The organism is Dechloromonas sp. A34 (assembly GCF_026261605.1).
Taxonomy (GTDB): domain Bacteria; phylum Pseudomonadota; class Gammaproteobacteria; order Burkholderiales; family Rhodocyclaceae; genus Azonexus.
This window is the reverse complement of the sequence record NZ_CP102486.1, coordinates 540,732-555,000: the sequence shown is the minus strand read 5'-3', so window position 1 is coordinate 555,000 and position 14,269 is coordinate 540,732. Positions and strand designations below refer to the sequence as shown.

The 14,269-nt window shown below is 61.1% G+C and carries 14 protein-coding genes, 1 tRNA gene and 2 pseudogenes; 15 read left to right on the top strand and 2 right to left on the bottom strand.

All coding sequences use genetic code 11. The annotated features are described in order from the left end of the window. The first annotated feature begins 218 nt into the window (after positions 1-218). From NQE15_RS02780 to NQE15_RS23775, 8 genes are all read left to right on the top strand, one after another. On the top strand, positions 219-2,093 hold the full coding sequence (locus NQE15_RS02780; RefSeq protein WP_265946305.1) for a thiamine pyrophosphate-dependent enzyme: 1,875 nt from the start codon (positions 219-221) through the stop codon (positions 2,091-2,093). After that, complete coding sequence (locus NQE15_RS02775) at positions 2,090-2,701, top strand: indolepyruvate oxidoreductase subunit beta (protein ID WP_265946303.1); 612 nt, start codon at positions 2,090-2,092, stop codon at positions 2,699-2,701. The genes NQE15_RS02780 and NQE15_RS02775 overlap by 4 nt, the downstream gene beginning before the upstream one ends. 73 nt (positions 2,702-2,774) lie before the next feature. Then, positions 2,775-3,629, top strand: coding sequence for a bifunctional methylenetetrahydrofolate dehydrogenase/methenyltetrahydrofolate cyclohydrolase FolD (gene folD / locus NQE15_RS02770; RefSeq protein ID WP_265946301.1), 855 nt, complete (start codon positions 2,775-2,777; stop codon positions 3,627-3,629). Continuing rightward, the gene (gene purE / locus NQE15_RS02765; protein WP_265946299.1) at positions 3,626-4,126 is read left to right on the top strand and encodes a 5-(carboxyamino)imidazole ribonucleotide mutase; all 501 of its coding nucleotides are present in this window, start codon (positions 3,626-3,628) and stop codon (positions 4,124-4,126) included. Before folD ends, purE begins: the two co-directional genes overlap by 4 nt. A gap of 17 nt (positions 4,127-4,143) precedes the next feature. Further along, entirely contained in the window at positions 4,144-5,286 is a 1,143-nt protein-coding gene (locus NQE15_RS02760) for a 5-(carboxyamino)imidazole ribonucleotide synthase (RefSeq protein ID WP_265950094.1), read from the top strand. Beyond that, complete coding sequence (locus NQE15_RS23785; RefSeq protein WP_323054946.1) at positions 5,283-5,780, top strand: L-threonylcarbamoyladenylate synthase; 498 nt, start codon at positions 5,283-5,285, stop codon at positions 5,778-5,780. Before NQE15_RS02760 ends, NQE15_RS23785 begins: the two co-directional genes overlap by 4 nt. After that, positions 5,723-5,914 (top strand): L-threonylcarbamoyladenylate synthase, encoded by a 192-nt coding sequence (locus tag NQE15_RS23780; RefSeq protein ID WP_323054979.1) that lies wholly within the window; start codon positions 5,723-5,725, stop codon positions 5,912-5,914. The genes NQE15_RS23785 and NQE15_RS23780 overlap by 58 nt, the downstream gene beginning before the upstream one ends. Further along, positions 5,893-6,276, top strand: coding sequence for a Sua5 family C-terminal domain-containing protein (locus NQE15_RS23775; protein ID WP_323054978.1), 384 nt, complete (start codon positions 5,893-5,895; stop codon positions 6,274-6,276). Before NQE15_RS23780 ends, NQE15_RS23775 begins: the two co-directional genes overlap by 22 nt. Before the next feature lie 5 nt (positions 6,277-6,281). Here the strand turns inward: NQE15_RS23775 and NQE15_RS02750 are convergent, their stop codons facing one another. Beyond that, entirely contained in the window at positions 6,282-6,617 is a 336-nt protein-coding gene (locus tag NQE15_RS02750) for a 4a-hydroxytetrahydrobiopterin dehydratase (protein WP_265946297.1), read from the bottom strand. Between the two features lie 129 nt (positions 6,618-6,746). Here NQE15_RS02750 and NQE15_RS02745 point away from each other — a divergent pair. From NQE15_RS02745 to NQE15_RS02715, 7 genes and pseudogenes are all read left to right on the top strand, one after another. Beyond that, a tRNA-Ala gene (locus tag NQE15_RS02745) sits at positions 6,747-6,822 on the top strand. Positions 6,823-6,988: 166 nt separating this feature from the next. Then, complete coding sequence (locus NQE15_RS02740) at positions 6,989-8,206, top strand: tyrosine-type recombinase/integrase (protein ID WP_265946296.1); 1,218 nt, start codon at positions 6,989-6,991, stop codon at positions 8,204-8,206. Positions 8,207-8,997: 791 nt separating this feature from the next. Next, a pseudogene (locus NQE15_RS02735) lies at positions 8,998-9,339 on the top strand (IS66 family transposase); the annotation flags it as partial. Positions 9,340-9,383: 44 nt separating this feature from the next. Next, positions 9,384-10,601, top strand: coding sequence for a tyrosine-type recombinase/integrase (locus NQE15_RS02730; protein WP_265946294.1), 1,218 nt, complete (start codon positions 9,384-9,386; stop codon positions 10,599-10,601). 60 nt (positions 10,602-10,661) lie between these two features. Continuing rightward, positions 10,662-10,940: a type II toxin-antitoxin system RelE/ParE family toxin gene (locus tag NQE15_RS02725; protein WP_265946292.1), complete on the top strand. Its 279-nt coding sequence runs from the start codon at positions 10,662-10,664 to the stop codon at positions 10,938-10,940. Positions 10,941-10,950: 10 nt separating this feature from the next. After that, positions 10,951-11,253 (top strand): HigA family addiction module antitoxin, encoded by a 303-nt coding sequence (locus tag NQE15_RS02720; protein WP_265946290.1) that lies wholly within the window; start codon positions 10,951-10,953, stop codon positions 11,251-11,253. A gap of 293 nt (positions 11,254-11,546) precedes the next feature. Next, positions 11,547-11,855, top strand: a pseudogene (locus tag NQE15_RS02715) (JAB domain-containing protein); the annotation flags it as partial. Between the two features lie 867 nt (positions 11,856-12,722). On the opposite strand, the gene tnpC reads toward NQE15_RS02715, so the two are convergent. Then, the gene (gene tnpC / locus NQE15_RS02710) at positions 12,723-14,231 is read right to left on the bottom strand and encodes an IS66 family transposase (protein ID WP_265950075.1); all 1,509 of its coding nucleotides are present in this window, start codon (positions 14,229-14,231) and stop codon (positions 12,723-12,725) included. Between the last annotated feature and the right edge of the window lie 38 nt (positions 14,232-14,269).

The window sequence follows — 14,269 nt, the reverse complement described above, 5'->3', positions numbered from 1 at the left end:
GCATTTGGTAAATCCGCGCCCCGAGATTTCCCTTACTTCTAGTTTCACATTGCAAAAACAATATTCGCATCGTGCAATATGGGGATATCCCGTAGCCGATAAATTTTTAGCGGGAAAGTGAGACAAAATTTAAAAGCACAGCGACTTGCTCTGTATCAAGTCGGCAAGCAAAAGCCCCTCTATAATCGAAGGTTTTCGCCTTGATCACAGGAGCAACCATGGCAGCAGTGATGCCAGCCCCGGCGGCCAGCCGGCACCTCATGTCCGGCAACGAAGCCGTGGCCCGCGCCGTCTGGGAGTCCGGCGTCAAGGTCGCCGCCGCCTACCCGGGCACGCCGTCGACCGAGATGCAGGAAGTCATCTCGACCTACCCGGACCTCTACGCCGAATGGTCGGTCAATGAGAAGGTTTCGCTGGAAGTCGCCATCGGCGCCGCCTATGCCGGCTCGCGCGCCTTCTGCTGCATGAAGCACGTCGGCATGAACGTTGCCTCCGACGCGCTGATGACCCTAACCCTGACCGGCGTGGTCGGCGGCCTGGTGATCGCCATCGCCGACGACGTCGGTCTCTCCTCCTCGCAGAACGAGCAGGATTCCCGCTACTGGGGCCGTTTCGCGCACGTTCCGGTATTCGAGCCGGCCGACTCGCAGGAAGCCTATGCGATGACCAAGCTCGCCTACGAGCTGTCCGAGCAGTTCCAGGTACCGGTCATCCTGCGCATGACGACCCGAATCAATCATGTGAAGTCGCTGGTCGAAGTCGGCGAGCGCGTCGCCCATACCGGTGCCGGCTTCAAGAAGGAACCCGGCCGCTTCGTGATGGTGCCGGGCAACGCCGGCAAGCGCATTCCGCTGATGTTCCAGCGTGATGCCAACCTGCGTGCCATCGCCGAAAGTTCGCCGCTCAATTTCATCGAAAACGGCAGCGACAAGCGCGTCGGCTTCATCACCTCCGGCCCGGCCTACATGCACGTCAAGGAATCCTTCCCCGACGCGCCAGTGCTCAAGCTCGGCTTCTCCTGCCCGGTGCCGTTCGAAAAGTGCCGCGAACTCGCGGCACTGGTCGATCAGGTCGTCGTCGTCGAGGAAGTCGAGCCGCTGATCGAAACCGAACTCAAGGCCCAGGGCATCCAGGTCATCGGCAAGGAAATCCTGCCCTTGCAGGGCGAACTGTCACCCAACGTGCTGAAACCGGCCATCGCCAAGCTACTCGGCGAGCCGGTGCCGGCCATGACGGCGCGCGCCCCGCTGCCGGTTTTCCCGCGGCCACCAACCATGTGCGTGGCCTGCCCGCACCTCGGCGTCTATTACACGCTGTCCCAGGTCCGCAACCTGAACATATCGGGCGACATCGGCTGCTACACGCTGGGGGCAGGACACCCGTGGAACGCGCTCGACACCTGCGTCTCGATGGGCGCCTCGATGGGCGTCGCGCTGGGCATGGACAAGGGCCGCGGCGAGGCCGACAAGGACAAGCGCATCGTCGCCGTGATCGGCGACTCGACCTTCCTGCACATGGGCATGCAGGGCCTGCTCGACATGGTCTACAACAAGGGCAACGTCACCGTCCTGCTCCTCGACAACCGCGCCGTCGGCATGACCGGCGGCCAGGACAATCCGGGCAACGGCCGCGACATCTACGGCGACGATGCACCGCGCATCGACTTCGCCAAGCTGGTCTCGGCGCTCGGCGTCAAGGAAGAGCGCATCCACACAGTCAATCCCTACGAATTGCCGGTGCTGTTCAAGACCATCCGCGAGGAGGTCAAGGTGCCTGAGGTCTCGGTCATCATCACCGACCAGCCCTGCGTACTGATCAAGGATTACCACAAGCTGAAACCCTTCGAGGTCATCGACGACAAGTGCACCGGCTGCGGCAACTGCATCGACGTCGGCTGCCCGGCCATCCACGTCACCCGCCGTGGCAAGGAGGTCAAGGCCAGCGGCAAGGAAGTCGATCTCGCCTTCGTGCGCATCGAAACCTCGGTGTGTACCGGCTGCGGCCTGTGCGTCCAGCCCTGCGCGCCGAAGGCCATCGTGCACCACGTGCCGACCTCGCCTATCCAGCTGATCAAGGGAGGGGCCTGCGCATGAGTTCGAACACCAACATTCTCGTTGTCGGCATCGGCGGCCAGGGCGTCATGACGGCGACCGAAATCCTCGCCGAAGCCGCCATCGCCATGGGCCACGACGCCAAGAAGACCGAAGTCGCCGGCATGGCCCAGCGCGGCGGCGTGGTTTCGTCGCACCTGCGCTTCGGCCAGCGGGTTCTGTCGCCGCAGATCACGCCGGGCACCGCCGACGTGCTGCTCGGGTTCGAGTCGGCCGAAGCCATGCGCTGGCAGCACATGCTGAAGCCGGGCGGCATCACGCTGATGAATACCGCTAAACTGGTGCCACCAGTCGTCGAACTCGGCCTCTTCGATTACCCGGAAGACCCGCTCGCGGACATCAGGAAATCGGGTAACAAGGTCGTCGCCTTCGACGCCACCTCGATCGCCCAGGAACTCGGCGACATTCGCCTCGGCAACACCGTGATGCTCGGCGCCATCGCCGATCACCTGCCCTTCCCGGCCGAAACCCTACTCGCCTGCGTACTCAAGCGTTTCGAGAAAAAAGGCGAGAAGATGGTGGACATGAACCGCCGCGCCTTCGAAGCCGGACGCGTCGCCGTTGGCGCAGCCGAGGCCGCCGCCGCGTAATCTGGTAAAATAGTCGCCAATTCAAAGGGAAAGGCAGCCGCCTTTCCCCTTTTCTTTTCTGTTGGATGCGACGATGACAGCACGAATTATCGACGGCAAGGCCCTGGCCGAAGAACTGCGCCAGAGTTTCAAGGCCCGCGTGGAAGCCCTGACCGCCAAGGGGCATCGCCCCGGCCTGGTGGTCATTCTGGTTGGCGAAGACCCGGCCTCCCAGGTCTACGTGAAGAACAAGGTCAATGGCTGCCTGGCCATCGGCATGCACTCCGAAAAGATCACCTACGAGGCGACCGTCGATCAGGCCACGGTGCTGGCCAAGATCGCCGAATTGAATGCCGATCCGAATATCCACGGCATCCTGGTCCAGCTGCCGCTGCCCAAACACTTCGATGAAGAAGCCGTGCTCGAAGCAATTGCCACCGACAAGGACGTCGACGGCTTCCATGCCGAGAACGTCGGCGCGCTGGCGCAGGGCAATCCGCGCTTCATCCCGTGCACGCCCTACGGCGTCATGAAGATGTTCGAGAAGGGCAATGTCGATCTCTCCGGCAAGGAAGCCGTCGTCATCGGCCGCTCCAACATCGTCGGCAAACCCATGGCCCTGCTCCTGATCAATGCCGGCGCCACGGTCACCGTCTGCAACTCGCGCACCAAGGACCTCGCCGGCCACGCCCGGCGCGCCGACATCCTGGTCGCCGCCGTCGGCAAGCCGCGTTTCGTCACCGCCGACATGGTCAAGCCCGGCGCCGTAGTCATCGACGTCGGCATCAACCGCCTGCCCGACGGCAAGCTCTGCGGCGACGTCGATTTCGCCGGCTGCGCCGAAGTCGCCGGCCAGATCACCCCGGTGCCGGGTGGCGTCGGCCCGATGACCATCACCATGCTGCTCGCCAACACCATCGAAGCCGCCGAACGGAAGGCCGGATTATGACCACGCACCACCAACCACTCGTCGGCGTCGTCATGGGCTCCGATTCCGACTGGCCGACCATGCAGGCCGCCGCCGTTATCCTCAAGGACTTCGGCGTGCCCTTCGAGGCCCGCGTCGTTTCCGCCCACCGCACCCCCGACCTGCTCTTCGACTACGCCGCGATGGCCGGCGAACGCGGCCTCAAGGCGATCATCGCCGGGGCCGGCGGCGCCGCCCACCTGCCGGGCATGCTGGCCGCCAAGACCACGGTGCCGGTGCTCGGCGTGCCGGTCCAGTCCAAGGCCCTGTCCGGTGTCGATTCGCTGCACTCCATCGTCCAGATGCCGAAGGGCATTCCAGTCGCCACCTTCGCCATCGGCGAGGCCGGCGCCGCCAACGCGGCGCTGTTCGCCGTCGCCATGCTGGCCAACGACAACCCGGAACTGAATGCCCGCCTGCAGGCCTTCCGCCAGGCCCAGACCGAAAAGGTCCTGGCCATGAAGCTGCCGGAAGTTTGAGCCCGATGGCCTCGACCATGATCCTGCCGCCCGCAACGCTGGGCATGCTCGGCGGCGGCCAGTTGGGCCGCTTCTTCGTCACCGCCGCCCACGAGATGGGTTACCAGGTCTGGGTACTCGATCCGGACAAGAACTCCCCGGCCGGCCAGATCGCCGAGCGCCATTTCTGCGTCGCCTACGACGACTACCCGGCCCTCGACGAATTCGCCAACGGCTGCGCGGCGATCACCACCGAATTCGAGAACGTCCCGGCCGATACGCTGGACTACCTCGCCAAGTTCGTCCCGGTGCGCCCCTCGGCGGCTGCCGTCGCCGTCTGCCAGAACCGCATCGCCGAAAAGTCCTTCCTGCGCGACAACGGGCTGCCGCACGGCCCGTTCGCCACGATCCACTGCGAAGACGACATCCGCAACGCCGATAGCGCGCTGTTCCCGGCCATCCTGAAAGTCGCCCGCTTCGGTTACGACGGCAAAGGCCAGGCCACGGTCAACAATCGCGAGGAAGCGCTGCTCGCCTTCGCTCACTTCAAGGGCGAGCACTGCGTTCTCGAACAGCGCCTGACGCTGGACTACGAAGTGTCGGTGGTGCTGGCCCGCGATGAGCACGGCCAGGTTCAATGCTTCCCGACCGGCGAAAACCAACACACCAAGGGCATTCTCGACGTTTCCATCGTGCCGGCACGGACCACCGGCTGCGTCAAGAGCGACGCCGAGGATGTCGCCGCCCGCATCGCCGAAAAACTCGGCTACATCGGCACCATGGGCGTCGAGTTCTTCGTCAGCCGCGGCCAGCTGATCGTCAACGAGATGGCACCGCGCCCGCACAACAGCGGCCATTACACGATCGACGCCTGCATCACCGACCAGTTCGAACAGCAGGTGCGCGCCCTCTGCGGCCTGCCGCTCGGCGAAGCGCGCGCACACTCGGCGGCAGTCATGGTCAATCTGCTCGGCGACCTCTGGTACGACGGCGAATACTATCGCGAACCCGAGTGGGCAAAGCTCCATGCCGTGCCCAACCTCAAGCTTCACCTCTACGGCAAGCACCACGCCCGCCCGGGGCGCAAGATGGGGCATTTCACCGTGATCGGCGAAGACCCGGCCGGCGTGCAGGATGCGGCCCTCGCCGCCCGCGCTGCCATCGGCATCAGGGACGAATGATCCCGACCGTAGCGGATTACGCCCGCGCCGTCGAACTGCTGCGCGCTGGCGAGTTGGTCGGGATCCCGACCGAGACCGTCTACGGTCTCGGTGCCGATGCCGCGAACCCGGCCGCGGTCGCCAAGATCTTTGTCGCCAAGGGGCGGCCGGCCGATCATCCGCTGATCGTCCATCTCGGCGGCCACAACGCGGTCGACCACTGGGCTGAAGACGTGCCCGATGTCGCTTGGGAGCTCATGGAGACCTTCTGGCCCGGCCCGCTGACGCTGATCCTGAAGAAACAGGCCTGGGTGCCCGACGCCGTCACCGGCGGCCAGGATACCGTCGGCCTGCGCGTCCCCGGCCACCCGGTGGCGCTCGAATTGCTCCGCCGCTTCGCCGCAGCCAGCGGCGAACACACCGGCATCGCCGCCCCTCGGCCAATCGCTTCGGGCGCATCAGCCCGACCACCGCCGCCCACGTCGCCGAGGAACTCGGCGATCGCGTGCCGCTGATTCTCGATGGCGGCGCGTGCACGGTCGGCATCGAATCGACCATCGTCGACTGCTCGCGGGGCAACCCCGTCGTACTGCGCCCGGCCACATCGCGCCCGCCCATCTCGCCGCCGTGCTCGGTCACCAGCCGCTGATCGAGACCGCCAGCGGCGCGCCGCGGGTCTCCGGTTCGCTGGCCGCCCATTACGCGCCGCAAACCCCGATGCGCCTGGTCGCGCGCGAACGGCTGCTCGACTTCATCAACGCCCAGCGCCACAAGGGTGATGTCTGCGGCGTCATCGGCCACAGCCAGCCGCCGCAGGCCGGCATGCCGCACCTTTGGCGCATGCTGCCGGCCAACCCGGTCGGCTATGCCCACGAACTGTATGCCGCCCTGCGCGACATGGACCACGCCGGGCTCGCGCTGATCGCCGTCGAAGCCCTGCCCGACGATCCGGACTGGGCAGCTGTTGCCGACCGCCTGCGGCGTGCCGTGGCCGGTGCCGGCCAGGGCTGAGCGACTCAGATTTCGAGCAGACGCTCCAACTTGGCGGCGCAGATGAAATCGTTTTCCGACAGGCCGCCGATGGCGTGTGTCCAGTAGACGACCCGGCAATCCTTGTAGCCGACCGTCAGCTCCGGGTGATGATTCTCGCGGTGCGACACCCAGGCGATCGCATTCACGAATGCCATGGTTTCGTAGTGATTGGCAAAAGCAAAAGTCTTTTCCAGCCGCTCTGCCACCAAGGCCCAACCGGTCAAAGATTGCAGCAAGTCCTGCGCCGCTGACGGTTCCAGCGGCGGGATACCGCCTTCGCAGGGCTGACAACGCTTGTTCCCGATCTCACAGCTGCTCATCGCGATTGCTTCCGTTTGGTTAGCCAGTCCCGGTAAGAGTGTTTTTCCATGATCAGGTTCCAGAGCCAGCGCGACGCATCGCGCCATACTTTGAGATGGCAAATGGACTGGTATAGAATTGCTGCCAATGGGGGCGTAGCTCAGTTGGGAGAGCGATTGGTTCGCAATCAATAGGTCGGCGGTTCGATCCCGCCCGTCTCCACCAGAAACAAGTCGTAAGAAGAGCAGCAACATCCTTCAAACCCGCGTCAATGCGGGTTTTTTGTTGCCTGTTCGTCCAATACTATCCGATTAGGCTTATTGCAATCCGGGGGTACATGGGGGTATAAAACGGGGGTACATGGTTATACCACCGAGGGAGATACCCCCAAATGCCTCTCAGCGATACTGCCGTCCGCAATGCCAAGCCAGCCGCGAAGCCCTACAAGCTGCAGGATGAAAAAGGGCTATTCCTTCTAGTCCATACCAATGGCTCGAAATACTGGCGGCACAAATACCGCTATGAAGGCAAGGAGAAGCTGCTTGCATTTGGTGTCTATCCAGATGTCGGCCTCAAGGATGCACGCCTAAAGCGAGATGCTGCCCGCAAGCTGTTGGCTGATGGCGTTGATCCCAGCGAACACAAGAAGGCATCCAAAGCCGCCAAGGTGGAGCGCGCAGCCAATTCTTTTGAAGTCATCGCCCGCGAGTGGTTTGCCAAGCACCGCAACACATGGGCGGCCAGCCATGCCGACAAGATCATCGCCCGACTGATTAAAGATGTATTCCCCTGGCTAGGCGGCAAGGCCATCGCTGAGATAACCGCCCCCAACATTCTGGAAGTACTGCGTCGAATCGAAAAGAGAGGAACGCTGGACACCGCACACCGGGCCAAGGGCAATATCTCTCAGGTCATGCGGTACGCCATCGCAACCGGACGGGCCGAACGTGACCCCTGCCCCGATCTTCGCGGCGCACTGCCACCGGTCAGCGAAAGAAACTTTGCCAGCATTACCGAACCCGCAAAGGTTGGCGAGCTTATGAGGGCCATAGACAGCTTCAGCGGCACGTTTGTCGTGCAGTGCGCCCTACGCCTTGCCCCGCTCCTGTTCGTACGCCCTGGCGAGCTACGGCGTGCCGAGTGGGCAAGCTTTGACCTTGACAAAGCCGAGTGGGGATATTTCGTTACAAAAACGAAATCAGACCACCTGGTCCCGCTTGCTTCTCAGGCCGTGGCGATCCTGCGAGAATTGCATGCCCTAACCGGGCATGGCCGGTTTGTGTTTCCCAGCGCTCGCGGCAATGACCGTTCAATGAGCGAGGCTGCCATCAATGCCGCCTTGCGGCGGATGGGTTACGACACCAAGACGGAAATTACAGGGCATGGCTTCCGGGCAATGGCACGAACAATCCTGCATGAAGAATTGCACCAAAAGCCAGAAGTCATTGAGCACCAATTGGCCCACACGGTATCTGACGCCTTAGGCACTGCCTACAACCGCACCAAGTTCTTAAAGGAACGAAAAACGATGATGCAGCTATGGGCAGACTATCTAGACAACCTTAAGACTGGAGCGCAGATTGTTCAGCTTCACTCAAACGTTGCCTGAGGCACCATAGGATTTCGGAATATGTCAAAGCCATTGCGGCCTCGGCGCGTCATAACTATGCGAATGCCTTGCCCTCCCCCCAACTGGAGTCTTTGGCAAAAATTGCCTGTTGCGCCGCTATGGGTCCTAGTTGCACTTTCATGCAACATCGACCCAGAACGAACGAGAGGCTGGGTATTTAACCTCCCTTGCTCCACACCACCCGAAGAATTTATCGCTCGCTGCTACCTAGCCGGCGCAGCCCTAAACAATGGCGCGATGTATCACAAACCCCAGGGCGACAAGTTGGAAACAGCTCTTGTATCTACCGACGAATTCCGCCGGTGGTGCACCTCTCAATCCATTCCCATACCTGACTGTTTCCCAAAGCAACAGGAGACAGCCCCTACGTGGTCAAACGTCGAGGAACGAGATGCTGAAATTGTCCGCTGGTACTACGAACAACTAAAGCTGCGGAACCAGAAGAGGCGGGGCCTCTATTCCGAAGCTGCCAAAATCTTTCAACTTAGCAGAACAACCATAACAAAAATAATTAAGAAAAACTCGGTCGAGCATCACTAGTAACTCAACAGCCCACGGTTTCGTTTGTTCGCACCTATTGCGATTGAGATACAACTTATCGTATCCACGGGGGGTTGAGGCTAGTGTCCACTAAAAAAGATGGTGGACACGATCGATGGAAGTTAAGAAGCCGAGCCGCCGCAGGCGGACTCACCCCGAGGAGTTCAAGCAGGCAGTGATTGCTGCCTGTTGTGAGGCCGGCGCTTCAGTTGCCGGCATTGCGTTGGCCAATACCCAATGGCTCGGGGACCGCCAGGGCGATCGACTACAGCCTGAAACGCTGGGTGGCGCTGACGCATTACCTAACGGATGGCCAGGTGCCGATCGATAACAACTGGATCGAGAATCAGATCCGGCCGATCGCGCTCGGCCGCAAGAACTGGTTATTTGCCGGCAGCTTGCGCGCCGGCAAACGCGCCGCCGCGATCATGAGCCTGATCCAATCCGCCAAGCTCAATGGTCACGAGCCTTTGGCTTACCTGAAGGATGTCCTGACCCGCCTGCCGACCCAACCGGCAAGCCGCGTCGGCGACCTGCTGCCGCACCGCTGGCAACCTCAAATCACCGACTGACCTGAGTTCGCCGGGGCTTACTGAGCAACAAGAGGATGCCCCCAATGCCCCTAACCGACACAGCAATCCGCACAGCCAAACCAGGCACCAAGCCTGTCCGCATGTTTGATGGGGGCGGGCTTTATCTCGAGTTGTCGCCTGCAGGGGGCAAGCTTTGGAGGTTCAAGTACCGATTCAATGGCAAGGAAAAGCGCCTGGCCCTCGGCATCTATCCCGATATCGGCCTGAAGGATGCCCGCGAGCGCCGGGAAGAGGCCCGCAAGTTATTGGCGAATGGCGCCGACCCTGGCGAGACTCGAAAAGCGCAGAAGGCCGCGAAGGTAGAACGCTCGGCCAACTCCTTTGAAGTCATCGCCCGTGAGTGGTTTGCCAAGCACCGCGACACCTGGGCGGCCAGCCATGCCGACAAGATCATCGCTCGACTGGAAAACGATGTATTCCCCTGGCTGGGCGGCAAGGCCATTGCCGAGATAACCGCCCCCAACGTTCTGGAAGTCCTGCGCCGGATCGAGAAGCGCGGCACGCTCGACACCGCCCACCGGGCCAAGGGCAATATCTCTCAAGTCATGCGCTACGCCATCGCCACCGGACGGGCCGAACGCGACCCCTGCCCGGATCTTCGCGGCGCACTGCCACCGGTCAAGGAGAGCAACTTTGCCAGCATTACCGAACCCGCCAAGGTTGCCGAGCTACTGAGGGCCATAGACGGCTTTAGCGGCACGTTTGTCGTGCAGTGCACCCTACGCCTTGCCCCGCTGCTGTTCGTGCGTCCTGGCGAGCTACGCCGGGCCGAGTGGACAAGCTTTGACCTTGATAGAGCGGAGTGGGGATATTTCGTCACCAAAACGAAATCCGACCATCTGGTTCCCCTCGCCTCGCAAGCCGTGGTGATCCTGCGAGAGTTGCACGCTCTGACCGGGCATGGCCGGTTTGTGTTTCCTGGCGCCCGGGGCAATGACCGCTCAATGAGTGATGGCACCATCAATGCAGCCCTGCAGCGATTGGGCTACGACACCAAGGAAGAAATCACCGGGCACGGATTTAGAGCAATGGCCCGCACCATCCTGCATGAAGAACTGCACCAGAAGCCGGAAGTCATTGAACACCAGCTCGCCCACACCGTTTCGGATGCCTTGGGCACTGCCTATAACCGCACCAAGTTCCTGAAGGAACGCAAGGCGATGATGCAGCTTTGGGCAGACTACCTTGACAAGCTGAAGGCGGGGGCTGAAGTCATACCGCTGCACGGCAGTGCTGCCTAGTGTTGGCAATCCGCGAAAGGGTGCTTGCTTCTTCTGGTGTAACAAACTACGATACAACCAATGATTAAAAGCTTCCAACACAAGGGTTTGGAAAACTTCTTCCGGACTGGTAGCAAGGCTGGAATCAATCCGGCACATGCCAAGCGGCTTGCCCGTCAGCTTGCCCAGCTTGACGCCGTGAGTACCCCGGAACAGATGGACATTCCCGGTTGGAAGCTTCACCCGCTATCCCACAACCTCGCCGGCCATTGGTCAGTTTGGGTGAACGGAAACTGGCGCCTGACCTTTGCCTTCGAGAATGGCGACGCCGTGATTGTTGATTACCAGGATTACCACTGAGAGGCCGCCTATGTCGCAGATGTTCAACCCGCCCCACCCTGGCGAAACCTTGAAGGAGGATGTTCTGCCGGCCCTTGGCCTGACCGTGACTGAGGCTGCAGTCCAATTGGGCATTTCACGGGTGCAGTTTTCACGGGTGATCAACGGCCGCGCCCCCATCTCGCCAGACCTGGCCCTTCGCCTTGAGCAGTGGATACCCAGCACCCCGGCCGATGTCTGGCTGAAGATGCAGACGAGTTACGACCTTTGGCAGGCCAGACGGGCGGGGGCGCCCAAGGTGGCCCCGGCAAACCGACTGCCAGAGGCAGCGTAGAGCACACCGCCGCCTGACGGAATCAGGCAAAGCGGGTTGCCAGGGCGTTGCAGCGCCCTGGCAATCCTAACCACGAAGCACCTTTATAGGAGATGCAACCATGGCTACCGTGCATAGTAACGCAAGCAATTCAGCCACACCGCCGAAACGCCGTGGCAGGCTGCCCAAGAGCGCTGTCCGCACTCTGGAACCAAGCCAACAGCCGAGCTGCATTCATCGCCTTGAACCCAGCGCCCGCCGTGCAGTTGAACTGCACCATCAGGGTTCTTGAGGAAAGCGCCGTCTATCGTACTGAAGCCATGAGCAACCCTGAAGCAGTGAGGCTCTATCTCAAGCTGAAGCTGGCCAGCCTTGAGCACGAAGAGTTTCATGTGATCTGGCTGGATGCACAAAACCGCCTTATCGCGTTCGACGCTTTGTTTTCCGGCACGCTCACACAAACATCGGTCTATCCGCGTGAAGTGGTCAAGGCAGCGCTGGCTCACAATGCAGCAGGCTGCATCCTTGCCCATAACCATCCGTCAGGGATGGCCGAACCTTCCCGCGCCGAAGATATTGCCAGCCGGCAAGCAGCAGAAGCCGCCATGACTAAGTTTTTGGATTTGATGCACCAGCATGGATGCAGATGGGCACCGCTGTCCGGAGCCGCTCCTGATGGGACTCGTTTTCAGGTCTTTTCGCATAGCCAGGATGGTGAAAGAAAGCCGGGGGTTGAGTTTTGGATTAGCGCCCGTCCCACCAGGAACAAGTCGTAAGAAGAGCAGCAACATCCTTCAAACCCGCGTCACTGCGGGTTTTTTGTTGTCTGTTCGTCCAGCCGGAGTTTCGGCCAAGCCAATGCCGCTACGTGGAAAGTGGGCCCTTGCTTCCCAACTGGCCGGTTTGTTGAAATAGAAACAGGGCTAGCAATTCTCCGAATGCAACCTAGACTGAAAGTGCCTGCGGGATGAAAGCTTTTATCCGCGATGAAGTGCTAATGGCATCGTCATCTGGTGCGGAATCATTGGCTTTTCGCTACACGATGCAGGCTAGTCGGTGAGGCCGATGGCGCTAGTTAAAGTATGACCTTGGTGAGCGCCCAATAAATTCAATCAAGCGATTCAGGCCCGTTCCTACCCGCAAGGGCGAGCGGGCTTCTCGTTTTTGTGCGCACCTGATTTCCTCGCTCGACACCCTGACCAAACGGTCCAGTATCGTTTGGACGGGGGTAACTTTGGGGGCAACTCATAAATATTGAGAACATAGATCATTGCAGCGCAATAGTTTTCAGCAATGACTCGACAACTCCCGCCACCAGAAACAAGTCGCTAGAAGATCTGCAGCATCCTTCAAACCCACGTCACTATGGGCTCTTTGGTGGTTTTTTTCCAATGCAAAGCATCGAATCGAACATGGCTGACCCGCCCGGTTTTTGCGGCTGATAAGAGTCATCAACTTTGAGATAACCGTAAGCGCCCGGCGAACTCAGGTCAGTCGGTGATTTGAGGTTGCCAGCGGTGCGGCAGCAGGTCGCCGACGCGGCTTGCCGGTTGGGTCGGCAGGCGGGTCAGGACATCCTTCAGGTAAGCCAAAGGCTCGTGACCATTGAGCTTGGCGGATTGGATCAGGCTCATGATCGCGGCGGCGCGTTTGCCGGCGCGCAAGCTGCCGGCAAATAACCAGTTCTTGCGGCCGAGCGCGATCGGCCGGATCTGATTCTCGATCCAGTTGTTATCGATCGGCACCTGGCCATCCGTTAGGTAATGCGTCAGCGCCACCCAGCGTTTCAGGCTGTAGTCGATCGCCCTGGCGGTCCCCGAGCCATTGGGTACCACCTGTCGTTGCCGGGTCAACCAGGCATGCAATTCATCGGCAATCGGTCGGGCTTTCGCCTCCCGAATTCGTCGTCGCTCATCGATGTCGAATCCGGCAGCTTCCTGCTCGACCCCATAGAGTTTGCCGAAACAATCCAGTGCCTCGCCGGCGATCAGGCTCTGCTTCTGGCTGTGTAGCTCGAAGAACTTGCGCCGGGCATGCGCCATGCAGCCGGCTTCAGTCAACCCATTGGCCAGCAGTGCCTTGTAGCCTGAGTAATCATCGCAAATCAGTGTGCCGCGCCAGTCACCCAGGAATTCCTGGGCGTGCCTGCCGGCACGGCTTTCAGCAAAGTCATAGATCACCGCCTTGGTCGGCTCGAAGGCGCCGATGCTGTAGGACCAGAGGTAGGCTCGATGCGTCTTGCCAGCCCCCGGATCAAGCATGGCCACCGGCGTTTCATCGGCATGCAGCACCCGATGCCCGAGCATCTCATCCTTCAGGGCATCGACCAGGGGCTGGAGTGCCACACCGCATTTCCCTACCCACTGGGCGAGTGTCGATTGCGGAATGGCCAGTCCGGCCCGACCGAAGATCGCTTCCTGACGATAGAGCGGCAGATGGTCGAGGTATTTGGCAACCAGCACCTGCGCGAGCAAGCCGGTCGTCGGAATACCCTTGTCGATAACGTGCGCCGGAACAGGCGCCTGGATCAGCGTTTCGCACTGCCCGCAGACCCACTTGCCACGAATGTGGCGCTCGACGCTGAAGACGCCTGGCGTGTAATCGAGCTTCTCGGCCACATCCTCGCCGATGCGCTTCATCGTGCAGCCGCAAGGGCAGACCGTGGATTCAGGCTCATGATGAATGTCGGCACGCGGCAGACTCGCCGGCAGCGGCTGGCGTTTGGCCTGGCCTTTCGCCTTCGGTGGCGTCGGCGACAGTTGTGCGAGTTCTTCTTCCATCGCCGCCAGATCGGCATCGATGGTTTCCTCGAATAGTTGCGCCTGCTCGACCGGCCAGTGCTCGGTCTTGACCCCGAAGCGCCAGCGCTTGTGCATCGCCAGTTCATGCGTGAGTTTGTCGATCTTGGCTTGGCGCCAGTCCAACTCGCGGTCTTTCTCGACCAGCAGGCGACGCAGTTCGTCAGCGCTGAGTTGGTCGAGGTGGGTTGGCAAGGACATGGCCGGCATGATGCCGTCCGCCGCCCGATCTGACCATC

What these genes read in the sequence shown, in the direction of transcription:
- NQE15_RS02780 (WP_265946305.1), top strand. Translation starts at nt 219, where the DNA reads ATGGCAGCAGTGATGCCAGCCCCGGCGGCCAGCCGGCACCTCATGTCC.
- NQE15_RS02775 (WP_265946303.1), top strand. Translation starts at nt 2,090, where the DNA reads ATGAGTTCGAACACCAACATTCTCGTTGTCGGCATCGGCGGCCAGGGC.
- folD (WP_265946301.1), top strand. Translation starts at nt 2,775, where the DNA reads ATGACAGCACGAATTATCGACGGCAAGGCCCTGGCCGAAGAACTGCGC.
- purE (WP_265946299.1), top strand. Translation starts at nt 3,626, where the DNA reads ATGACCACGCACCACCAACCACTCGTCGGCGTCGTCATGGGCTCCGAT.
- NQE15_RS02760 (WP_265950094.1), top strand. Translation starts at nt 4,144, where the DNA reads ATGATCCTGCCGCCCGCAACGCTGGGCATGCTCGGCGGCGGCCAGTTG.
- NQE15_RS23785 (WP_323054946.1), top strand. Translation starts at nt 5,283, where the DNA reads ATGATCCCGACCGTAGCGGATTACGCCCGCGCCGTCGAACTGCTGCGC.
- NQE15_RS02750 (WP_265946297.1), bottom strand. Translation starts at nt 6,617, where the DNA reads ATGAGCAGCTGTGAGATCGGGAACAAGCGTTGTCAGCCCTGCGAAGGC.
- NQE15_RS02740 (WP_265946296.1), top strand. Translation starts at nt 6,989, where the DNA reads ATGCCTCTCAGCGATACTGCCGTCCGCAATGCCAAGCCAGCCGCGAAG.
- NQE15_RS02730 (WP_265946294.1), top strand. Translation starts at nt 9,384, where the DNA reads ATGCCCCTAACCGACACAGCAATCCGCACAGCCAAACCAGGCACCAAG.
- NQE15_RS02725 (WP_265946292.1), top strand. Translation starts at nt 10,662, where the DNA reads ATGATTAAAAGCTTCCAACACAAGGGTTTGGAAAACTTCTTCCGGACT.
- NQE15_RS02720 (WP_265946290.1), top strand. Translation starts at nt 10,951, where the DNA reads ATGTCGCAGATGTTCAACCCGCCCCACCCTGGCGAAACCTTGAAGGAG.
- tnpC (WP_265950075.1), bottom strand. Translation starts at nt 14,231, where the DNA reads ATGTCCTTGCCAACCCACCTCGACCAACTCAGCGCTGACGAACTGCGT.